Below are 22289 nucleotides of genomic sequence, written 5' to 3' on the forward strand. Positions count from 1 at the left end.
AGTTTGAGTTGGGCTGTGGTTGGCTAACTTAGGGCTGCCGACGGCGGCCCGTGAGCCGGCGGCTCTTCGCTGACCGGTACGATCCGCGCCCCACGGCGCGACCGCCCAATCTAGGAACACATTGGCGACCACCGATTCACTTTCGCAGCCGCAGCACCCCCAAGGCGCGCTCGGCCCACACGACCCGTCCGGCCAGGACACCCCGCCCGCGACCGCACCGATCGTGCTGACGAACAGGCGCATTTGGGTGATCATGTCGGCGCTGATGGCGGGAATGTTCCTGTCGTCGCTTGACCAGATGATCATCTCCACCGCGCTGCCGACGATCGTCGGTGAACTGAACGGGCTGGAACACCAGTCTTGGCTGATCACGATCTACATCTTGGCGGCCGCGATCATGATGCCGCTGTACGGCAAATTCGGTGACATTTGGGGCAGACGGTGGCTGCTCCTGGGCGCGATCGGCCTGTTCACGATCGCCTCCGCCGGGGCCACGTTCGCGCAGAGCTTCCTGGAACTCGTCATTCTTCGCGGCGTGCAGGGCATCGGCGGCGGGGGTTTGATGATCCTTTCCATGGCGGTGGTCGCCGACATCGTTCCCGCCAAGGACCGCGCCAAGTACATGGGCCCGATGGGCGCCATTTTTGGCCTATCAGCCATTGCCGGCCCGTTGCTGGGCGGCTGGTTCACGGACGGGCCCGGATGGAGATGGTGCTTCGCCATCAACATCCCGATCGGGATCATCGCGTTCCTGATCACCTTCGTGGCGCTGCGAATCCCGACCCACCGCCACGACAAGCCCATCGATGTGCTGGGCATCATAACGATGGTGATCGGCACGGCGGGGATTGTCCTCGTCGCCTCCTGGACATCGTTCGCGAAGAGCTCGGCATACGATTGGTCCAACCCGCGGTTGCTGACCTTGCTTGCCATCACTCTCCTAGCCATCGCGGCGTTCATCGCCGTCGAACTGCGGGCGTTCGACCCCATCCTTCCCCTGCGGCTGTTTAAGAACTCGACGTTCACGCTGACCTCGATCGTGGGGCTGGTGCTCGGGTTGGGCATGTTCGCGGCGATCGGATACCTGCCCACCTACCTGCAGATGACGAAGGGAGTCTCGGTCACGGAATCGGGGCTGCTGCTCATCCCGATGATGGTGGGGATGATGCTGATGGCGATCTCGTCCGGTCTGATCATCAACAAGACGGGCCGCTACAAGCTGTTCCCGATCCTGGGGATGGCGATCGCGGTTGTGGGGCTGATTGGGCTAACGCGCCTGACCGCGGACACGTCGCTGGTGCAATTCGGCGTGACCGTCTTTGTGCTGGGTGCAGGCATGGGGCTGACAATGCAAAACGTGGTGCTTGCCGTGCAAAACGCTGTTGATCCGCACGAAATCGGCGTCGCGACCAGCTCCAACAGCTTCTTCCGCGAGATCGGCGGGTCCATCGGGGCGGCTATGTTCGGGTCTTTGTTTGCCACCCGACTCAAGGAACACCTGGAACCGCTCTTCGCCGCTCAGCAGGGTTCCGGCGGCACCGATTCCGCGCAGTCGCTGACTCCCGAGATCGTCAACGCGCTGCCCGAACCGCTGCACGCGCAGGTGACGCACGCTTTCGCGAACGCCCTGACGCCCGCGTTTTGGTATTTGCTTCCGTACCTGGTCATCGGGCTTGTCGTCACTTTCTTCCTCAAAGAGGTCAAGCTGTCCGATCAAGCCGGCATGGTTGCGCGCGGGGAAGCCGTGGTTGAAATCAAGGACGAGCACCCCCATCACCGGCCGACGCATTGACCTTGAAGGAATCAGAGCCCGACCAGCACCTGCACCAGGACTAGTTTGACGATGATTCCCAGCGCGAAAAGTGCGGCGTACCCGGACTCGATGCGGTCGTCGGTCACCCGCGAATTCGCGAAGTCCAATATGGCGGGCTGACCCACCACCCCCGCGAAGGCCCCACAGGTCCGCGCCGCGCTGAGGCCCAGCAGGCGGCCGCCGCCCAGGAAGGCGGCGGCCGTCACCGCCGTGACCGCTATCGCGATCACGCCAACCTTGAGCCCCGTTGCCGACCACGCGGCGGCCGCGAAGTCGTCACCCGAACTGAGTCCGACGGTGGCGAGGAAGAACAGCAACCCCAGCTGGCGCACCGTCAGGTTCGCCGCCCTGGGCATTCCCCACACGGCGGGGCCGGTGCGTTCCAAGGCGCCAAGAACCATGCCGACCACCAGGGGACCCGCGGCCGCCCCGAGCCCAAAGGTGCCGCCACCGGGAAGCGGTATCTTGATCAGCCCCGCGGCCAGCCCCAGCGCCATGCCGATGCCCATCGTGAGGGCGTCAACCTCGGATATTTTCCGTTCCGAATCCCCCAGAAACGCGCGCACCGCGCGCAATCTGGGCCGCGGCACGACCGCCAGCACGCGGTCTCCGTATTCGAGTGTCAGATCGTCGCGCCCTAGCAGATCCACATCGCCGCGCCGCACCCGCGTGATGACCCCGCCAAACCTGCCCGGCATGTCGAGTTCGGAAATGGTGTGCCCGACGACGGCGCGGTTCGATACGACGATGCGGCGAAAGTCCACGTAGGTGCGGTCGTGTGCCAGGTGCTGGTCGAGGCCGGCGCCCAGGTAATTCGCAGCGACCTCCATGTCGGCGCGTTGGCCCACCACCAGAACGCGGTCGCCCTGGCGCAGAACCTCGTCGGGGCGGACGACGCGGACCTCGTCATTTCTTTCCAGGTACGAAAGGCGAACGCGCTGATCCGCGTAGCCGGGCACTTCGCAAAGCGAGGTTTCTTTACTCACAAGGACGCTGGCGGCGTCCAGCCCTTCCGCGGAGTTGCCACCCTGATCGTGCCGGGCGGGCCAGGCCCTTCCCGCGACCGCGGCGACGGCAAGAATGGACACGATGACGCCGATCGGGTACGCGAGCGAGTACGCGACTGCGGGCTCGCTACTCCCGGCGGCTTCGGAGGCGGCGGCCAGCGCGGGGGTGGAGGTTTGCGCTCCCGTGAAGGCGCCGGCGATCATCGGCCCGTCCACGCCCAGCGCGATCCCGGCCAACCCGGCGGCCGCGGTCGCGGCGATAAGCGTGCCGATGCCGACGAGCATGAGCGGGTACTGCCTGCGCAGATCGCGCACGAAGGTGCTGCCGGCCGCCAGGCCCACGGTGTACACAAACAGCGCCAGGCCCAGCGTCTGCAGGAGCGCCAGGCCCTTGCCGAGGGCGGGGTCCAGCGCGCCCAGCACTAGGCCCGTGAAAAGAGCACCGGCCGCACCGAAGCGAAGCGGCCCGAATCTGACGGCGCCCAGTGCGGTACCCGCAGCGACGACCAGGAACACCGTGAGCAGAGGCGAGGATTCGAGCGCATGGTAAATCGACACGCGCCCACGGTACCCGCGGGATCGGCGGCCGTGGAGGGTCCAACAGCCCCGCGAACCCCCCAAAGACTGGGGAAACTCTGGGGTCGCCATCGTTGCCGGGGACTTAAGTCCCCTGCGACGATGGGGGTAGTGGTTGCGGTGCGATTGGCGTCGACGGCGGCGCGGCCTGATTCGGGCCCGCCGGGACGGGCGCGTGGCAAGGGGGAGAACCCGCTGCGCACCTTCGTGGCACCGACGACCTATGCGTACGGGGTCGTGGCGCCGAGCGGCGGCCGGATGGCGTTTGTCGATCCGAACACGGATCCGGGCGACGATACCGCCCGAATCGTGGTCTCCGGCATCGACGCGAACGCGCACGGGGCCGGGTTTTTCGGAGCCGAAGAATCGGTCGGCCTGGGCGGAGCTGTCGGGCAATCCGCGCAGGTGGTCGCTTGGACATCCGCGCCAACAACTCCCGGTGGCATGACGCAGGTCCGGCCCGCCCGGCAGCCGCAGCCGACGGTCGAGCAGGGGGTTGCGGTCGGCGAAGTCGTCAAGATCAGGACCGGGCAGCCGCAGTCCGACGCACTGTACGTCGCGGACGTTGAAACCGGTCAGGTCACATGGGCGCGGGTCGATGACCCGGCAGCATTGTCTGACTATTCCGCGAGAGTGGGTGCCGCGGGTCTGCACGCAGGGACCTTTTTGGCCGACGGCCGCCTGCGATTGGTGCTCAAAGATGGTCGCGTCGCGACGATCAACTGGCGCAATTCCAACGCAAACATGACGATTGGCCCCGCCGTCGCAATGTTTGCAACGGCAACCGCTGGCGTCATCTCTGTGGACGGCTCGCAGGTGGCGTGGTCCGGTCCCGACGAGTGGGGCGACACCCACGTCATCGTTCGCCGCATCGACGCGGCTGGTGCGATCAGCGGAGACTACGATGCGAAGGGGCGTTATGACGCGGAGTCGGGCGGCTTCTTGGGGGTCACGGACGTGACTCAGATTGCGAACAACGGTCGCTTCGTCGTGGGGGCGCAAATGTTTGCGCACCTGACATCCACCGGCGGGGGACCCGCGTGGTCTGACTATGCGTATCCCGACGTGGTCGTGGACCCCGCAACGGATGCCGCTATTTCAGTGGAGGATGCTCTGGACCGTCCCGCGGCGATCATCGACCCGACACGCACCTACGCCGACCGGCACCTCATATCGACGAATCGGGTGGTGTTGTCGCCCGACGGAAAGTTCGCCTGGTACACCGTGGACGGGTTCAATGACTACGGCAGGTTTGAATCCCAGGTGTGCGGATGGTCCGGGGTCGCGGTCCGCGCCGTTGATGTGCGCTCTTCGCGCTGCGTGGGAACCGATACCCCGCATCACGAAGCGAACCCAGTTCCCGCTCGCGTCGTTGCGGCAGGGCCCGACGGGAGCGCGATCATCGAATCCCGAGACAACTACAGCGTTGACACCGGGTACCGGGGCAACGTTGACGTTGCGCAGGTGTCCGTGGGTAACAATCCGCAATTACATCCGGTTGTCGCCGCGATCGAGGGCCTCGAAGCGACAAATCAAAGCGGTGACGAGCCCTCCTTCAAGCTGATCCCAGCAATGCCGAGCGGTGCGGCGTCCACCGATCTTGTCAATTACAAAGTCACCGCCCAAGGCGCCGGTACCGCCACCAAATCTTGGACCGTGCCTATCTCGCGCGCCAATCCGACGGCGCCGATCGTGCTCGACAACACCAATGGCCCGTGGGACGCCAACCTCACCGTGTGCCTGGCGGCATCGGCGATGGTTGGCGGCAAAGAGGTGTACGGGTCATGCAGCGTCAGCAGCAGCGCTGTGTGGGACCACGAGGCGGGCGGCGGCGGCTCGGCGATGGCGGCGGTGGCTCGGGCGATGGCGGCGGCAACGGTGTGAAACCAGTCGGCGCGGTCACGGGATCGCGGGCGCGGGGAGGCCCGGGCAAGGTCAAGGTCACATGGACCGGAACCAGGTCGGGGCGAGCGGCGCGCTACAGCGTCACGGTGGGCGCGCAGCGCCGGGAGTTGCCGGGGAACGCGCGCAGCGCCACCTTCACCGGATTGACAAACGGCGTCAAGGTTACCGGGTCGATCGTGGCGGTGGACTCGTCGGGGAAAAAGGGGCCGCAAGCCAAGGGGACGGTCACGCCTGTCGGGAAGCCGCGGCCGGTGCGCCGACTCAAGATGGTGTTCAAGGCCAAGGGCAGGGCCGTCGTGACGTGGCGTCCGCCCGCATCGAGGGCTGCCGCACCCGTGTCGCGCATAGAGGTGCGATCCGGGTCGAAGGTCGTGCGCCTGAAACCGAAGGCAGAGAAATGGATCGCGAAGGGGCAACGGAAGGGCAGAACTTACGTCGTAAAGGTCAGGGCGGTGGGCGCCGCAGGGGCGTCGAAGTGGGTGAAGGCGACGGCCAAACGTGCGGTGCGCTGAACGCTGGCGGGGCACAATGGTGGGGTGAACCCCGACGTCGACCCATCGCGCCCGCTATTGGCCACTATCGCCGGGCCGTGCGAGCACGAGATCGATATCAAGAAGTCGCGTTTCATTGCACACCTAGTCCCCGTTCGCACCGTGAGTGAAGCGGACGAGGCCATCTCCTCCCTGCGCCGCCAATACTGGGACGCGCGCCACCACTGCGTGGCGATGGTCATCGGGCCGCACGGCGACCTGCAGCGATCGAGCGACGACGGGGAACCCTCAGGGACCGCCGGGGTGCCGATGCTGGAGGTGCTGCGGCGGCGCCAGGTCACCGACGTTGTTGCGGTCGTGGTGCGGTACTTCGGCGGGACGCTACTCGGCGCGGGCGGGCTGGTGCGCGCCTACACCGCTGCCGTCAGCGAGGCGCTGGATCGGGCGGCGGTGCGCCCGCGGGCGTTGCGGCGCCGGATGACGGTGCACGCCCCGTACGCCGAATCCGGGAAGCTCGAAAACCTGCTCCGCACCTGGTGCGATGCCAATGCTGCTGTTTTCCTCGGGGTTGATTACGCGCAGGATGCCGCGCTGCGGGTTGCGGTGGCGGTGGGTGACGAGCCGCTGCTCGCAGAGTTCATATCGGCTGCGACCGGGGGGCAGACCACGGCGCATTCGGGTGAGCTACAGGTCGTGGAATCGAGCGCCTAGCAGCGCGAACCGTGCGCGGGCGCTTCCCGCCGGAACGGTCGCGGGCGCCCCAACGCGCCGGGAACCGCCTGGCGGGCACCGCGCGCGGGCGCCACTTGCGCGGAACAAGCCACGCTACTTGCGTAGGACCGCGGACGCGGGCGCGAAAGGGCACCCGCGGCAGGTGAGGGGAAGCGGGGCGGGTGGTCCCGCTGCGGCGCCGGGCGCCGCCGGGCAGCCGCCCGCGGAGGTGGGGCATCCGCCGCCCGCCGCGCACCCGCCAACCGGCTGCGCCAGCCCCAATGCGACCAGTTGGCGCACCGCCGCGCGGACGACCTGCACCGAAATTCCCAAGTCGGCGGCGATCAGGGCCTCCGTCGACCCGGCGCGCAGCGCGGCGAGCACGCTTGCGGTCACGGAGCGCGGGGAGGAGGGGGCCTCGTCCGTGATTGGCCGCTTGGCAGGAATAGCGGATCGCCTGCGGGCGGGGGATTCGAGTGCAGTCATGGCGGGCCACTCACCAAACCAGGCGCAGCAGCCAGAAGGCGGCGACCGATAACGTCCACGCGACGGCGATCTGCGCGCCCATGGCGCCCAGCGTCCACCGCGCCCCGAACAGTCGCCACTGTTCGGCGACCGTGGCCAGGCACGGCGTGTACGCGAGCACGAAGATCAGGTAAGCGATCGCGGCTGGCCGCGGGTGCCCTCCCGACGTGGACTCCAGGGTGGAGGTGACCTGCGCCCCCAGATCGCCCGCCAGCGCGGGATCGTCGGGCTCGTCCACCGCGTAGGACTGGGCCAGCGCACCGACCGCCACTTCTTTCGCCACAAATCCGGTCATCACAGAACTAGCCATGTGCCAATCTCCGTAGCCCGCGGGGGAGAACGCGGGTGCCACGCCCTCCGCGATCCGCCCGTACGCGGAATCGGCCACCGGCACATTGGCGAAGCTGTGCCCCGCGGTCACGGGGATGGCAAGCAGCAGCCACACCGCCGCCAGGACGGCGACAATGATGGTTCCCGCGCCTTTCAGGAATGCCAGGACGCGTACCCACATCGTCACGAGCAGGGGTCGCAACTGCGGCACTTGGTAGGACGGCAGGACCAATGCCAGGGGCTCGGCCTTAATGTCGGTGAAGAGGGTGCGGCGCAGCAGCCACGCGCCGCCGACCACCAGCGCCACCGACAGCACGTACATCGTCAGCAGGACCAGTGCCGCATTGCGCGGGAAAAAAATCCCGGCGATCAGGATGTAGACGGTCAGGCGGGCCGGGCACGACGTGTAGGGGATCACCAGGCCCGTGAGCAGGCGCTGCCGCGAATTCGGCAGCGTCTTGGTGGCCGCGAGCGCGGGCAGGTTGCAACCGAATCCGACCACCAGGGGCATCACCACGCGGCCGTCCAACCCGACCGAACGCATCAACCGGTCGGCCAGTACCGCTACGCGGGCGACGTAGCCGGAATCTTCGAGCACGCCGATGGCCAGGAACATCATCGCCATCAGCGGGGCGAAGGCAACGACGGTTCCGACGCCCGCCAGTATTCCGTCGATCAAGAAGGCTTGGAACCAGCCGCCGCCGATGCCCATCGCGCCCAGCGCGGCCTGCACAATCCCGGCCACGGGGCCGGAAACCAGACCCTCGGCGGCGTCCATGATGGGGGCGGCCAGCCGCGTCGCGAGTTCGAATAGCAACCACAGGACCGCCAAGAAGATGGGGATGCCGACCCAGCCATTGAGGAGCCAACGATCGATTCTGTCTGATCGGGTCGGGCGTTCGGGCTCGGTGGCGATACCGGCCTCGTCGATCACGTCCTGCGCCCAGGCCAGCAGGGCGTCGGCGTCCGCCATCAGCTCCTCGACGTCGGCCGAACCGTCGTAGCGCGGGCCGTCCGGCACGGTCCGGACGGTGCCGGGGTGTCGGTCCAATCCGGATAGCGCCGCGGCCAATTCGCTAAAGGGCCGGCCCGTGCGAGGGTCGATGGCGATAACCGGCACGCCCAAAACCTGCTCCAGGCGACCCGGGTCGATCACGGTCCCCGCGGCCGACGCCACGTCATTCATGGTCAGCGCCACCACGATGCGTCGCACCCGGCGGGCAACCTGTCCCAGCAGCAGCAACGAACCGTGCAGCTGCGAGGCATCCGCCACCACCACGACCACGTCGTCGTGGGTGAGCGAGGCGATGGTGTCGCTGGCGACCCGTTCGTCGGCCGATACGGGGCTGAGGGAATACAGCCCCGGCAGGTCGATGAGGGTGTATGTTCGCGGGTCGGCGTCCCGCGCGGGGGAACCGGCGGGCGCGGCCATGCGCCACGATCCGGTGGCAATTTCGACGGTGGTGCCGGGGGAGTTGCGAACGTCCTGGCGGGCGCCCGTGAGCTGGTTGAAGAGCGTGGTCTTGCCGGCGTTTGGTGTGCCGACCAGGACAACGCGCTCGCGGGCGGAAGGTAATACGCCGACGCGGGCCTGCGTGGAGGCGCCGGAGGTGGGGGCGCAGTGGGGGCAGCTCACGGGCGCATCACCGTCCCTGCTCGACGGCGATCGCGGCGCACGTGTGGGGGTCGAGCGCGATTCGCCTGGTCGCGAGCGTGATGACGCGCCCACCGAATGGCGTGGAACGGATCACGCGCACCTGCGCGCCCGGCCTGATGCCCAGTTCGCGTAGCCGCAAGCGGCCCGCGGGTGTGGGGAAGGCGGCGGGATCGACCGATGCCACGGTGACGCGGTCTCCAAGGTGTGTGCCGTTGAGTTTCACACTTTCGACACTACGCGCTTTGGTGAGGCTTGCCTAAGGGACGATGGTCCCGTGGATGTGGCGCGATAGCGCCGCCCCTGCGGCGGCGGCGAACCGGGCGGGTTCGCCGCGAGCGGTCGCCGCGTCACCGGCGATTTCCGTTAGCGTGACTAGGTCGCCGCGTCCCGCAATCGCGCGGCCCGCGTTGCCGATGTCGGTGCCGGTGGTTCCCGCGATGACGCCCACGCGCCGCCCCGCCGCGAGCCGGTGCACCTCGCCGGCGACCTTGCCCGCCCAACTGGTGGCATCAAGCTGCCCCTCGCCGGTTATGACAACATCGGCCCGCCCGATCGCCGCGTCAAGCCCGGACAGAATCGCGAGGGTGGGCGCGCCCGGGCGGATCCGCGCCCCCAGCGCCGTCGCCAAACCGAACGCCGTTCCCCCGGCAGCCCCCGCGCCGGGGCGTTTCGCCGCATCGGCCGCGGCCAGGCCCTGTCGTTCCAGGACATTCGCCAGGTGTCGCAACCCGGCCTCCAAAACAGCCACCTGGGAGGCGTCGGCACCCTTTTGGGGCGCGAACGTGGCGGCGGCCCCCGCGGCGCCCAGCAGCGGATTGGTCACATCGGTCAGCACCTCAATGTCGGCGCTGATGCGCACATCCGATAGGTCCAGCTCACCGAGTTCCCGCAGCTTTTCAGGACTGGGGACGAGTTCCCCGCCCCCCGCATCGAGCATCCGGGCACCGAGCGCCACCAGGGCACCCACGCCGCCATCCGTGGAGGCGGACCCACCCAGGGCGACGATCAGGCGGGTGGCCCCGCCCGCTAGAGCGCGCGCGATCGTTTGCCCCAGGCCATACGTGTTCGCGGTCAGCGGCGCGGGTGGGTCATACAGGCCAAGGCCGCAGCATGCCGCTAGTTCAACGACTCCAACGGTGTCTTCGCCCGCGGCGCTGCCGCCCGGCGTCGGAGCGGTGTTCCGGGGCGGGGCCGCGGCGCCCGCGTCTACGAAGGGATCGCCGGGACACGCGAGCCACGGCCCCGGGCCGGGCCCGGCCTGCGGGGTGCGCGGCTCGCCGACGAGCCGCGCACCCGCGACTCCCGCCGCAAGCACCTCCAGCGTCCCCTCGCCACCATCCGCCATCGGGATGACGGTGATGACGTCGGCGGGGAACTCGTCGGCCCAACCGCGTGCTATTGCGCGGGCGGCAACCGGCGCGGGCATGGTGCCCTTGAAGGAGTCCGGCGCTATCACCACCCGCAGCGATTTCACCTCAGGCGCCGCCCGCGAAGTCGGCCTGGCGCCATGCCTCGTAAATCGCAATCGATGCGCAGGAGGTGAGGTTCAGCGAACGCCGTTGGGCGAGCATGGGGATGCGCACCTCTTCCGTGATGCGCGGGTGCGCAAGCACGTCGGCGGGTAGCCCGGTCGGCTCCGGTCCGAATAGCAAAACGTCCGTCGGCCTGTACGCGATGTCCGTGTAGCGGGTGGTTGCCTGCGTGGTGAAAGCGAAAATGCGCGCGGTGGGAACCGTGGCAAGGAACGCCGCGAAATTCGGGTGCACGGTCATCGAAGCGAGGTCGTGATAGTCCAAGCCGGCGCGCCTTAGCTTCGGCTCGGAGAGGTCGAACCCGAGCGGTTCGATCAGGTCCAGGTGCGCGCCCGTGACGGCGGAAAGGCGGATGGCGTTGCCCGTGTTGGGGGGTATGCGGGGTTCGAAGAACACGATGCGGGGCAACTTTGTCATGCCTCTATTGTGGCGCAAGCCGCACGTTCCTCTATCGCGGGTGCGCGCCGGGTGGCGCTAGTGTTGGTGGGTGACAAAAACGCCCAAACTTCGTGTCGTGTCGGGCAATGGCCCCGGCGCCGCCTCCGAACCCGTCGAATTGCGGCCGCCCGATGACGGCGTGCGGATCCGCAGGGCGTTGCCCCGCGATGTGCCGGGCATCGATGCGCTGGTCGCGGACTACGCCGTTGACCGTATCTTGTTGCCCAAGGAACTGGTTGGCTACTACGAAGATATTCAGGAATTCTTCGTGGCCGAAGACGTGGTGAGCCGCCAGATAGTCGGCTGCGGGGCGCTGCATGTGATGTGGCACGACCTGGCCGAAATCCGCACGCTCGCGGTCACACCCCTGCGCAAGGGGCGCGGAATCGGGGCGCGCTTGGTGCGCGGGCTATTGGAACGGGCGCGCGAATTGGGTTTGAGCCGGGTCTTTTGCCTCACCTTCGAGGTCGCCTTCTTCAAGCGGGAAGGGTTCCACGAAATCGAGTCGACCCCGGTTACCCCGGATGTCTACGCGGAACTGTTGCGGTCCCACGACGATGGCGTTGCAGAATTCCTTGACCTGGCGCGGGTCAAACCGAATACGCTGGGCAACACCCGGATGCTCATCGAGCTATAGCGAACTTCTCGCTGGGCCGCTAGGTCTCAGGTCGGTAGGCGATACGCCAGTGCGTTGTCCGCGCCATGGAATTCGACGACCAGGTTGTCGGTTAGCAGCGATGCCAGGGCCCGTTCGAATTGGGGGTGCGGCGCCTTGACCACGGCAAGCAGCTCTTCGCGTTCGGCGTGTTGGCTGGCGCGCAGTACCGCCATGATCTGGCCCCGGACCTGCCGATCGGTGCCGTGCCAGGCCTGCGCCGTGCGGCGGTGCGCTAACTTGTCGGGTGGCATGCCCGCGGCCTGCCACGCGCACCGGCTCTTGATTGGGCACTCGGCGCATTTCGGTGCCTTTTGGCACACAAGAGCGCCCAACTCCATGCTCGCGGCGGCCCACAGCGCGGCGCGCTGCGGCTCGGCGGGGACCAGCGCGGCTGCCCGCTCGCGCTCCGCGCGGGTCAGGTGTGGCACCGGCAGCGCCTGCGCGTCGAACGCCCGGCACAGGACCCGGCGCACGTTCGTGTCCAGGACCACGGATCTGCCGTGGAAAGCGAAGGCCACCACCGCGGCCGCCGTGTATTCCCCGATACCGGGCAGTGAGCGCAGGCGGGCCTCGTCGCTGGGAACTATCCCATCGAAGTGTTGCACTATCGCCGTCGCGCAGTCCTTTAGCCGCAACGCGCGGCGCGGATACCCCAGCCGGTCCCACACGCGCAAAATATCGGCCGTCGATGCGGCCGCAGTGGCGGCAGGCGTCGGCCACAGGCGCATCCATTTCTCCCAACGGGGCAGGACACGGACCACCGGGGTTTGTTGCAGCATAACCTCGGAGACAAGCACCCCCCAGGACCCGCACGCCGGATCGCGCCACGGCAGGTCGCGTTGGTGCTCCGCGTACCATTCGCACACGCTATCTACCACCGCATTCGACACAACGACCAGTATGGGCCATGCGTCGGCGTGCCCGCATTGCTGCGCGCATCCGCGCCCGTAACGTGGAAGGGAACTAATTCGCCGCGGCGGCAGCCGCAACGCCCGCGACCCGGGCCGCTGGGCTATGGAGGTGACCGGACAGTGAGGAACGAACCCGTGTATCGGCGCCGGCGCGCCGTCGCGTTGACGGCGCTGATCGTCGTGGTTGCCCTGCTCGTGTGGGCGATCGGTGCCATCATTGGAGCATTGCGGCCCGGCACGAAGCCGCGCACCTCGGCATCGCCCAGCGCGGCCGCCACCAGCGCCGCGGCGACAGGCGCGCCCCAGAACTGTTCGGCGGACGGATTGGTCGTGGCGCTGGCCACAAAGGGCGATTCGTTCGCCCTGGGCGGCAAAGTTCCGTTCGCGGTCTCGATCACTTCCACGGCCGACGCGGACTGCCTCATCGACGTTTCTGACACCTCGCGAGTGCTCACAATCCGGTCCGGATCGGACCAGGTGTGGTCCTCGGCGGATTGCGGATCGGCGGATCCGAAGGAACTGTTGATGTCGAAGGGCTCCAAAGAGGCGCACACTGTCACCTGGAAGATCGAACGGTCGGTGGCGGGGTGCAAGGACGGGCAGCCCGCGCTGCGGGCGGGCACATACCGCGCGCAGGTGAGCGTGAGCGGGGCGAAAAGCGACGAGGTTTCCTTCATCCTCAAGTAAAGTGCCCGCCACCCGGCGCGATCCCGCGGGAGACGAGGCGCGCGGCGTCCAGCGCACGCAAGTATAGTGCCCGCCACCCGGCGCGATCCCGCGGGCGGCCCACCAGCGCCGAACCTGTGAATAAATGCGATTGTGACCCCCAGGCCTGACAACGTTGGCAGGTGGTTGTAGGCTCGCACATAGTGACGGCCGCAACGCTGCGGTGCGCCCGCCGCAAGGAACTTCCGGAACTACGCGCCGTGTCTGGTGGGCGCCGGGGGTCAAGATAGACATGAAGAACGTTTCCACCTGGGTTGCCGCAACCGCGGCCGCCGCCCTCGTGATGGTCGGATCCTTGGCGGGTGGAGCAACCGCGCATGCCGTATCCGCGCAGCCGCTCAAACCGAAGGAATCGGCGCAATCGCAGGACTTCGATGGGACCCAGTCGGTGGGTGAAGCCGACTGGCTCGACGATGCGTCCGGGCGGCAAAGCGTTTTCATCCAAACCACGGGCGGGTCCGCGCTAGTGACCATGGCACGGCAACAGAACAAGGGGCTCAGCAAGTCGGCAGCTGCGTCGCGCGCCAAGACCCAGGCTGCCGCCACGCAGGTGACTACCGACGCAATCGCCGACAAGGTCAGATCGCTGGACCCTGGCGCGACAATCATGTACGACTCGCAGCACACCGTGCCCGGAATCGCGGTGCGCGCCACGGTCGGGGCGTTGCAGAAGGTGCGCCAGCGTTCCGATGTCATCACCATCGTGGAGCTGCCGCGCTACGCGGAACCAACCGCGGAAGCCGCCGACGATAAGTCGGCAACCGGCACGGTCACGACGTCCAACGCGCAAACCTCCGACCTGGTGCGGGCCATCGAGGCCTGGAAGCAGAAGAACCAGGGGCAAGACGTCGTTGTTGCCGTTGCCGATTCCGGCCTGGACTACACGCACGCGGACTTCGGCGGGCCCGGAACCACCGCGGCCTACGATTCAGCAGTGGCCGCGGCCAAAGGTTCCGTGCCAACGGGCCTGATGAACACCGAGAAGGTCGTCGGTGGCATCGACCTTTACGGCACCGACGGAACCGGGAACAACCCCGACAACAACCCCATCCCTACCCGCAAGGACAACACCGACCACGGGACGCACGTGGCCGGCTCGATCGCGGGATGGGGAGTCAACTCGAACGGTTCCACGTACGATCCGGGCAGCCGCGACTACTCGCGCGTGAGCGACGCCAGCCAGCTCTCCTCCCTCAAGGTTGCCCCGGGCATGGCCCCGCGCGCGAAGCTATACGGAATCAAGATTTTCGGGGACGACGGGTCCGGCACGGGACTAGCCATGAAGGCGATGGAACACGTCGCAAAGATCACCGCGACGACCAACATCAAAATTGACATCGAAAATGAATCCCTGGCGGGGGCTACGGCAACCCGGACAACGACTACGAAGAAGCGACCGTCGAGGCACTCAATGCCATTGGAATTGTCGCGGTGATCTCCCAGGGCAACGACGGCGACTACGTCGATGTCGGGTCCTCGCCCGCGGTGTCGGAGCGGACCGTGGCAGTCGCGGCGGCGAACAAGTCCAAGCAGATCGCGGACTTCAGCTCGCGCGGCGTCCACGGATCGTTCAAGGAGCGCGTCAAGCCGGACGTAACGGCGGTCGGAGTCGACGTTCGCTCCGCGAAAAGCGGAAGCGGTTCGGACGCAGCCAGCGCCAGCGGCACTTCCATGTCCGCACCCGTCACGTCCGGGGTCCTTGCCATCGAAATGAGCGGGCACTCGTCCTGGCGCACTGGCGACGATACGGCGGCGCTACGCTTCAAGTCGACCCTGATGAACACGGCCTCGACCGACGTTCTTGATTCCGCGGGCAATTCGTATTCGCTGTCGCGCACGGGCACGGGCATGGTTAATGCCTACGACGCGGCTCGCTCCGATGTGTGGCTTGCCTCTGACGACAACGATCACCTGGTGACCGCCTCGTTTGGGGTGGTGGAGGCCGCGCAGCCGCTGACCGAAACGCGGACCATCACCGTGCACAACGAGGGAACGGCGGGGCACACCTTCAACGCGAAGTACGTGGGACGCTACGACGCGCCCGGTGTGAGCTTCAGCGTTTCGCCCAGCACCTTTACCGTCGCCGCCAAGCAGACGGCCAAGGTCACCATCACGTTGACGATTTCGGACCCCTCGCAGCTGCGCCGCGTTATCGATCCCACGATGAAGACAACGACCTCCATCGCGAACGGCAGTTCCAAACTGCCCCGGCAGTATGTGACCGAGGCAATCGGCATGCTCGACCTGCAAATCGCCAACCCCGACCAGGACTCCCACCCGTTCTTGCGGTTGGGCGTCTACGCCGCCCCGAAGCTGGCAACCGAGATCACCGCGCAGGCACCAATGTTCGACGGCAGTGATCCGCTGGTCGGCAAGGTGGCCTTGACCGGGACCGGCTACGACATCGGGAACCCGGGCACCGGCGTGACCCAGCCGTTGACGATGGCGTTCCAATGGGGCGCGACCGATGACGTCAATTCCACCGACCCCAAGGCAAACCTCAAGCGGCAAAGCGACATCGACGTGGTGGGTGCGGCGACCAACTCGCCTAGCCTTACCGATAAATCGAAGGGAACTCTTTACTTCGCGCTAGCTGTTCGCGGCGGCGATCACCATCGAATCGCGTCAATGGCTGCGTGACGGGCAGGTCATCGCTGGGGCTACCGGCACGACATACCGGGTCGAACAGTCCGATGTGGGTCACCAGATCTCGATCCGCGTCTCGGCGCGGCGCGGCGAGATAACGGGGACGGCGCAATCGGATGCGGTGGTGATTCGCACCGGAGTGCCCACCGCGACGCAGCCTCCCGCCGTTGGCGGCGAGGTCTTGGTTGGCGGCACCGTGACGGCGTCCCCGGGACCTGGGTGGATGGAGACGGCTCGACAATCACGTACGCCTGGCTCAGAGATGGGGACGAGATCCCCGGCGCCGACGGGCAGGCCTACACAATCGGCGAACAAGACCAGGGAAGCCAGATATCTGTCCGCGTTGAGGTCACGCGCGATGGGCTCACCGGCTCGCAAACCTCGCAGCCGGTCGCGGTTCCTGCGGCTTCGGACGGTTCCGGTGCGGGGGGCAGCGGAAGCGGCAATACCGGGGGTAACACCGGGGGTAACTCCGCTGGCGGGACGACCGGGAGCGGTGCAACGTCGGGGGATTCGACGAATGCTGGATCCTCGCCATCGGCAGCGGGCAAGAATAAGGCCAAGGTGAAAGTCAAGGTTTCTAAGAAGAAGGTTCACCGTGGCAAGAAGGTGAAGGTGCGTATCACCGTCACCGTTGGAAAGAAGCGTGTTGTTGGTGGGAAGATCCGCGTGCAGGTCACGGGAAAGAAGACGAAAACCTACAAGCTGAAGAAGGGCAAGCGCGTTCTGCGGATCAAGATCGTGCGCTCGTCGAAGACAAAGATCAGGGTGAAATTCCTGGGTACCGCGACCGCGGCGGCCGCGAAAAAGGCGAAGGTCACGATCCGTACCCTTCGGCGTGTTTTCGCGCAGACGGTTTGCTGCGGCTTGGTGTGTGCCCGTTGGGGCACACCCGTTGTCGTAGGGTAGCCCCTGGGGCACACCCGTTGTCGTGGGGTAGCCCCCGGGCCACACCTATTTCGGCGGCTCCGGGCGGCGCCGGGGATTAGCGGGCCGCCTTCGTCAGACGTAGCGCTCCAGTATCGAAGACTCCGCCAGCCGGGACAGGCCCTCGCGCACTGCGCGGGCGCGATGCTCCCCAACGCCGTCGACGGCCATGAGCTCATCAACGGAGGCGGCGAGCAGCTTCTGTAGGCCGCCGAAATGATTGACGAGGCGATCGGTGACGGTGGCCGGGAGACGGGGCACGCGGGAGAGCAGCCGGTAACCGTGTGGGGCGACGGCAGCGTCGAGGGCCTCGCCCCCACCCGGTAGGCCGAGCACCCGGCCCACCAAGGCCAGATCCAGCAGCTGGGACGACGTCAGCGTATCCAAGTCCGCCAGCACCGTGTCGACCGAACGGTCCGCGGGAGCCAGATCGACGTAGTCTCGGATGACGGCCTCGCGGTCGGTCGAAACCCCCGAAATGAGCTCGTCCAGTTGCAAGGTGAGCAATCGCCCGTCGGTTCCTAGTTCGACGACGTAGCCGTTGATCTCGTCGGAAATTCGGCGGACCATCTCCAGACGCTGCACCACTACGCACACGTCGCGGGCCGTGACCAGGTCCTCAATCTCGAGCGCGGAAAGCGTCCCCGCCACCTCGTCGAGCCGCGCGCGGTAGCGTTCGAGAGTCTGCAACGCCTGATTCGCGCGCGCCAGGATCGTGTCGGTGTCATCGAGCACGTGCCGGGCCTGCCCGACATAGACGGCGATGATGCGCATGGACTGGCTCACCGAGATCACCGGAAAACCCGTCTGCTTGGCGACCCGTTCGGCCGTGCGGTGCCGGGTGCCGGATTCGGTCGTCTCGATGCTCGGATCCGGTAGCAGCTGGACGGCGGCTCGCACGATCCGGTTTGTGACGGGATCGAAGACGACGGCGCCGTCCATCTTGCACAGTTCACGAAGGCGGGTTGCCGAAAATGGAACGTCCAAAACGAAGCCGCCGGACGAGATTTCTTCGACTACTGAGTCCATCCCGAGAACAATGAGCGCGCCGGTGCGCCCGCGCAGGATGCGTTCAAGCCCATCGCGCAGCTCGGTTCCGGGCGCTACTGCCGCAAGCGTTTCTAGCAGCAACTGGTCATGGTGATCAAGGGTGGAAGCCACAACATGAATCCTAGCGTCAGGAACCTATGAGAATGCCGAATTCACGGCATCGGAAATGGTGTCTGCCTCGATGATCTGCAGCACGTCACGAATGCTTGCCTTTACCCCGCTGACCGAACCGCTCGGAACGATGGCCCGGCGAAAGCCCAATCGTGCCGCTTCGCTTAGGCGCCGCTGCATGCCGGCGACGGGGCGCAGGTCCCCCGACAGCGCCACCTCGCCGAATGCGACGAGGGAGGCCCGCAACGGCCGGTTCGACATCGATGAGGCGATGGCCAGCGCAATGGGTAGGTCGCTGGCGGGTTCCGCGGCGCGTGCGCCACCGACGGTTGAAACGTACACGTCGCTGCTGCGCAGCGCCTCCTTGAAGACGTGACGATCCAGAACCGCAAGGTTCATGGCGAGTCGCGAGACGTCGACGCCCGAGGTCGTGCGGCGCGGGTTCGATGCCGTTGTGGCGGAAGTGAGGGCTTGGATCTCCGTCACCAGCGGCCGTGTTCCCTCGACGGAGACGGTGATGCAGGTTCCTGCGACTTGGCCGGCGCTGCGCGAGAGGAACAGCTTCGAAGGGTCGGAAAGCGAATCGATGCCGGTGTCGGTCAGCTCGAAGCAACCGACCTCATCGGTTGCGCCGTAACGGTTCTTGACCGCGCGCACCAGGCGCAGTTGCGTGTGCCGGTCGCCCTCGAATTGGCATACGACGTCGACCAGGTGCTCCAGGGTCCTGGGGCCTGCAACCGATCCGTCCTTGGTGACGTGGCCGACCAAGAGAACCGGCATTGCGCGGGATTTCGCGGCGGCTATGATCGCCGCCGCGACCTCTTTGACCTGCGAGATGTTTCCGGCGGCCCCATCGACTTGCGCCGACGCGATCGTTTGCACGGAATCGATTATCACCAAATCGGGACCAACGTTTTCGATGTGTCCCAGGACTGTCGCCAGATCCGTTTCCGCGGCCAGGAGCAACCTGTCTTGCAGTGCCCCGATCCTGTCGGCCCTGAGTCTGACCTGGGCCGCCGACTCTTCGGCGGTGATGTATAAAGCGGTGCGGCCGGCGTGTGCGACGCGCCCGGCGACATCCAAAAGCAGTGTCGACTTGCCGATTCCAGGTTCCCCCGCGACCAAGACGACGGCCCCGGCCACCAACCCGCCCCCAAGGACGCGGTCGAATTCCGGCGCGCCGACGCTGAAGGCCGCCGCGCCCTCGGCAGGCACCTTCGAGATCGGTAGCGCGCTATCGGCAGGCGGCTTGACGGCGGTCGTTTTGGGGCCCGTCGGAGCGCTCGCTTCACGCACGGTGCCCCACTGCTGGCATTCCCCGCATCGGCCGACCCACTTCACGGTTCGCCAACCGCATTCGGAGCATTCGAATTCTGGGCGTGCCGCCTTCGTTGATCCCGCTCTTTTGGTTGTCGCTGACATACGAACAAACTAGCGTGACCGTCTGACAACGCGCCCCTGTGGGTTTTCCAAACCGCTGCGATGGGCGTCTACACAGCAAATTGACAGCGTTGTCCAACGCTACGCACGGTTGGACCCGGAATCCTATGGGAGAAGGTTGAGCAAATCACGAACAATGGAGTGTCGTATGAAGCAAGGAAAGCGAAAGTCCGCGCCGACCAGGATCGGAAGTTGGGGCAAACGCCCCATTGGTATATGCGCAGTGGCGGCCATGTGCGCGGCCGGTGGCATGGCGGCGGCGCCGAGCGCACTCGCCGCAACGGTCGACATCGATACCGTCATGGCGGCCAACGCGCCGATTAACGAAGCGTAGGGCGACCTGCTGTGGGACGAGGCCTCCGTCGCCGACGTAGCGCTCGCAGATACGACCGTCACGACAACTTCGCCCAACGTCGCAGTCAACGAGGGCGTTGTCACCATTTCCGCCGGGGGCACCTACCGACTAAGCGGTTCCCTGTCGGGGCGCCTGGAAATCAGTGCGGGCAGTGAACTCGTCCGAATTATTCTTAACAACGCAACGATAGATAGTGCTGCTGGTGCCGCGATCAACGCCGTGGCCGCAAGCAAGTTCGTGTTGATCGCCGCCGCCGGCTCCACCAACGCGATTTCCGACGCCCAAGGCGGAAGCCAGAACGCCGCGATCGTGTCAAAAATCGACACGATCGTTGGAGGATCTGGAAACATCACGGTGACGGGCAAGACCGGCGAGGCGATTCGCAGTACTGCCGGTTTGGTCATCGACGGCGCGGATCTGACGGCGACGGGCGCGGACGACGGAATTCGCGGCAAGGACTATCTGGTCGTGCGAGACGGCAAAGTTCAAGTCACGGCGGTTGCGGATGCGCTCAAGTCTTCAAATGATTCCGATGTCACAAAAGGATACGTGCTGATCAGTGGGGGCGACCTGCGCCTGACAGCCGGCAACGACGGAATTCAGGCGGAAACGGATCTGCTCGTCAGCGGGGGAACGCTGGACGTCAGCACGGCCGGTGGGGCGGCGGCTGCGGCCGCGCTCGGAGAGGATGTTTCCGCAAAGGGCCTGAAATCCAGCGCAGTGACCGTCATCTCCGGCGGAACAATTCACGTCGATGCGGCCGATGACGCCATCCACTCAAACGGTGAAATCTACCTGAACGGTGGCGACTATAGCCTCGCCAGTGGTGATGATGGGGTGCACGCCGACGTGCGATTGGAGGTGAACGAGGGCACCATCACCATCACCAAGAGCGAGGAGGGGCTGGAGGCCGCCGCGGTCCTCATCGCGGGGGGAACAACCAACATCACGTCCAACGACGACGGAATCAACGCGGCCAGCGATACCATCACCCCCCTCACGCTCGACATCACGGGTGGGTCGGTCGCCGTCAATGCGCAAGGAGATGGGCTGGATTCGAACGGGTCCCTGACCATTTCCGGGGGAACCGTTGTCGTCGCTGGGCCGACCGGGAGCGACAACAGCCCGCTAGATTCCGATGGAACGATGCTTATTGATGGCGGCACAGTGCTGGCCGTTGGAAGCTTCGGCATGGTGCAGACCCCGAGCGCTTCGTCCAAGTCTGGGTGGTTGGCGGGAACCTTCACTTCACAGAACGCCGGAGCCGTAATCTCGATATCGAAGGCGGACGGGACTTGGCTTGCGTCGTACGTTGCGCCGAAAGCGTTCGCCGCGGTCATCTATGCATCCAGTGAGATTGTCAATGGGGAGCAATACATAGTTAGCTCGGGCGCCGGTGCCACGTGCACGACGGTGGGTGGCTTAGCGCAAGCAGGAACAACTGGCACAACGACCCTTGCGACCGTAACGGCCGGGCAGTCGACAGCATCGGGTGGTTCCGGGTCCGGCGGGCCGGGGTCCGGTGGGCCGGGAAGCGGGGGTCCTGGATCGGGAACGCCAGGTGGCACGGCTCCGGGGTCGGGAACGACGGCCCCCGGTGCCAGCGACTCCACGGATCCGGGCGTATCTAGCGTTGCTGCTTGTAGCGCCGAGGGTGGTTCGGATGCGGGTGACGGGTCCGGCACCGGTGACGGGTCGGGCACTGGCACTGGTGACGGGTCGGGTTCTGGCACTGGTGACGGGTCGGGCACTGGCACTGGTGACGGGTCGCAAACTGGAGGCACACAAAGCGACGCGGTTGCCTCGTGCGCGAAAATCAAATCGCGCGCCAAGGTCAAGGTTTCGAAAAAGAAAGTGAAGCGTGGGAAGAAAATCAGGGTCACAATCCGTTTGACCGCGTCCACGGGCACTCCGACCGGCAAGGTGAGGATCGTTCTTGGCGGCAAGAAGATCAAGACCGTAAAGGTCGGTAAATCGGGGACTGTCACTGTCAAAGTCAAGATTCCGAAGAGCGCCAAGAAGGGCAAGGCCGTACTGAAAGTGCGATACCTCGGCTCGTCGAAGTTCAAGAAGAGCGTCAAGGCGGCGAAGGCATCGCGGGTTACGCTCACCTTGAAGTAGCCCGGGGGAGGACTGTCAAGAAAACGGTGGACATTGGATGGGTTTAGGCGGCGTTCGCACCCGCACGGTGGCCGATATATAGCCCCGCGTGGCCCACTATTGGTGGGACGCAAGATCGTTTCGCGTGGTGGTGGGTACGAACGCCATTCCAAGGAGCCGATACGAAGTCCCGCAAGAAGAACAATTTCACTGCGGCGATCAGCCAGGCCGAGGAAGTGGTGATGGACGAGATGTTCTTCCGGGATCTGCCAGCGTTCGGGGAGAACGCGTGGGAAGGGAGGAAGCACTGAGGATCCACATGGAAGTAGTCAAGCAGCAACTCAAGGAACCCAAAACGCTGATCTAGCCGGCCTCGTTCG

20 protein-coding genes are annotated in these 22289 nt (G+C 66.1%); 11 read left to right on the forward strand and 9 right to left on the reverse strand.

The window, feature by feature from the left end; all coding sequences use genetic code 11:
- Positions 1–121 precede the first annotated feature (121 nt).
- Positions 122–1792 carry an MDR family MFS transporter gene (locus tag FB389_RS07860; protein ID WP_342776032.1) on the forward strand — a complete coding sequence of 557 codons (1671 nt, stop codon included), beginning with the start codon at positions 122–124 and terminating at the stop codon, positions 1790–1792.
- Between the two features lie 11 nt (positions 1793–1803).
- Here the strand turns inward: FB389_RS07860 and FB389_RS07865 are convergent, their stop codons facing one another.
- Entirely contained in the window at positions 1804–3378 is a 1575-nt protein-coding gene (locus tag FB389_RS07865) for an aspartate:alanine exchanger family transporter (RefSeq protein WP_246043588.1), read from the reverse strand.
- A 120-nt stretch (positions 3379–3498) separates the two neighbouring features.
- Here FB389_RS07865 and FB389_RS07870 point away from each other — a divergent pair, with 120 nt between their 5' ends.
- From FB389_RS07870 to FB389_RS07880, 3 genes are read left to right on the forward strand one after another with little or no spacing between them, the layout of a single operon-like run.
- Positions 3499–5280 carry a hypothetical protein gene (locus tag FB389_RS07870; RefSeq protein ID WP_142112521.1) on the forward strand — a complete coding sequence of 594 codons (1782 nt, stop codon included), beginning with the start codon at positions 3499–3501 and terminating at the stop codon, positions 5278–5280.
- Positions 5277–5813, forward strand: a complete 537-nt coding sequence (locus FB389_RS07875; RefSeq protein ID WP_142112523.1) for a fibronectin type III domain-containing protein — start codon at positions 5277–5279, stop codon at positions 5811–5813. The genes FB389_RS07870 and FB389_RS07875 overlap by 4 nt, the downstream gene beginning before the upstream one ends.
- Positions 5814–5837: 24 nt before the next feature.
- Positions 5838–6503, forward strand: a complete 666-nt coding sequence (locus FB389_RS07880) for a YigZ family protein (protein ID WP_211344980.1) — start codon at positions 5838–5840, stop codon at positions 6501–6503.
- Positions 6504–6617: 114 nt separating this feature from the next.
- On the opposite strand, the gene FB389_RS07885 is transcribed toward FB389_RS07880, so the two are convergent.
- The 5 genes from FB389_RS07885 to FB389_RS07905 are packed head-to-tail and all read right to left on the reverse strand — an operon-like array spanning position 6618 to position 10964.
- Positions 6618–6989 carry a hypothetical protein gene (locus FB389_RS07885; RefSeq protein ID WP_142112525.1) on the reverse strand — a complete coding sequence of 124 codons (372 nt, stop codon included), beginning with the start codon at positions 6987–6989 and terminating at the stop codon, positions 6618–6620.
- Between the two features lie 10 nt (positions 6990–6999).
- Entirely contained in the window at positions 7000–8994 is a 1995-nt protein-coding gene (gene feoB, locus FB389_RS07890; RefSeq protein ID WP_142112527.1) for a ferrous iron transporter B, read from the reverse strand.
- Between the two features lie 7 nt (positions 8995–9001).
- The gene (locus tag FB389_RS07895) at positions 9002–9238 is read right to left on the reverse strand and encodes a FeoA family protein (protein ID WP_142112529.1); all 237 of its coding nucleotides are present in this window, start codon (positions 9236–9238) and stop codon (positions 9002–9004) included.
- A gap of 33 nt (positions 9239–9271) precedes the next feature.
- Positions 9272–10489, reverse strand: a complete 1218-nt coding sequence (locus FB389_RS07900; protein ID WP_142112531.1) for a glycerate kinase family protein — start codon at positions 10487–10489, stop codon at positions 9272–9274.
- A 1-nt stretch (position 10490) separates the two neighbouring features.
- The gene (locus FB389_RS07905; protein WP_142112532.1) at positions 10491–10964 is read right to left on the reverse strand and encodes a tRNA (cytidine(34)-2'-O)-methyltransferase; all 474 of its coding nucleotides are present in this window, start codon (positions 10962–10964) and stop codon (positions 10491–10493) included.
- Positions 10965–11103: 139 nt separating this feature from the next.
- On the opposite strand from FB389_RS07905, the gene FB389_RS07910 reads away from it, so the two are divergent.
- Complete coding sequence (locus FB389_RS07910; RefSeq protein ID WP_142113686.1) at positions 11104–11622, forward strand: amino-acid N-acetyltransferase; 519 nt, start codon at positions 11104–11106, stop codon at positions 11620–11622.
- A gap of 26 nt (positions 11623–11648) precedes the next feature.
- Here the strand turns inward: FB389_RS07910 and FB389_RS10725 are convergent, their stop codons facing one another.
- A complete protein-coding gene (locus FB389_RS10725; protein WP_246043589.1) occupies positions 11649–12533 on the reverse strand; it encodes an HhH-GPD family protein in 885 nt (294 codons plus the stop codon).
- A gap of 141 nt (positions 12534–12674) precedes the next feature.
- Here FB389_RS10725 and FB389_RS10730 point away from each other — a divergent pair, with 141 nt between their 5' ends.
- From FB389_RS10730 to FB389_RS07930, 4 genes are all read left to right on the forward strand, one after another.
- Entirely contained in the window at positions 12675–13241 is a 567-nt protein-coding gene (locus FB389_RS10730) for a hypothetical protein (protein WP_246043590.1), read from the forward strand.
- A 271-nt stretch (positions 13242–13512) separates the two neighbouring features.
- A complete protein-coding gene (locus FB389_RS10925; protein ID WP_142112536.1) occupies positions 13513–14715 on the forward strand; it encodes a S8 family serine peptidase in 1203 nt (400 codons plus the stop codon).
- The gene (locus FB389_RS10930; protein ID WP_342776033.1) at positions 14712–15920 is read left to right on the forward strand and encodes a S8 family serine peptidase; all 1209 of its coding nucleotides are present in this window, start codon (positions 14712–14714) and stop codon (positions 15918–15920) included. Before FB389_RS10925 ends, FB389_RS10930 begins: the two co-directional genes overlap by 4 nt.
- A 225-nt stretch (positions 15921–16145) precedes the next feature.
- Positions 16146–16835, forward strand: a complete 690-nt coding sequence (locus FB389_RS07930; protein ID WP_142112540.1) for a hypothetical protein — start codon at positions 16146–16148, stop codon at positions 16833–16835.
- A 93-nt stretch (positions 16836–16928) separates the two neighbouring features.
- Here FB389_RS07930 and disA read toward each other — a convergent pair whose 3' ends face one another.
- Positions 16929–18014: a DNA integrity scanning diadenylate cyclase DisA gene (disA, locus tag FB389_RS07935; protein ID WP_142112541.1), complete on the reverse strand. Its 1086-nt coding sequence runs from the start codon at positions 18012–18014 to the stop codon at positions 16929–16931.
- A gap of 24 nt (positions 18015–18038) precedes the next feature.
- Complete coding sequence (gene radA, locus FB389_RS07940; RefSeq protein WP_142112543.1) at positions 18039–19436, reverse strand: DNA repair protein RadA; 1398 nt, start codon at positions 19434–19436, stop codon at positions 18039–18041.
- A 166-nt stretch (positions 19437–19602) separates the two neighbouring features.
- On the opposite strand from radA, the gene FB389_RS07945 reads away from it, so the two are divergent.
- Together FB389_RS07945 and FB389_RS10600 are read left to right on the forward strand one after the other, a co-directional pair.
- A complete protein-coding gene (locus tag FB389_RS07945; RefSeq protein ID WP_142112545.1) occupies positions 19603–19788 on the forward strand; it encodes a hypothetical protein in 186 nt (61 codons plus the stop codon).
- Positions 19789–19797: 9 nt separating this feature from the next.
- Positions 19798–21930: a carbohydrate-binding domain-containing protein gene (locus tag FB389_RS10600; protein ID WP_281282049.1), complete on the forward strand. Its 2133-nt coding sequence runs from the start codon at positions 19798–19800 to the stop codon at positions 21928–21930.
- Positions 21931–22289 lie beyond the last annotated feature (359 nt).

Source organism: Rarobacter incanus, assembly GCF_006715765.1.
Lineage (GTDB): Bacteria > Actinomycetota > Actinomycetes > Actinomycetales > Cellulomonadaceae > Rarobacter > Rarobacter incanus.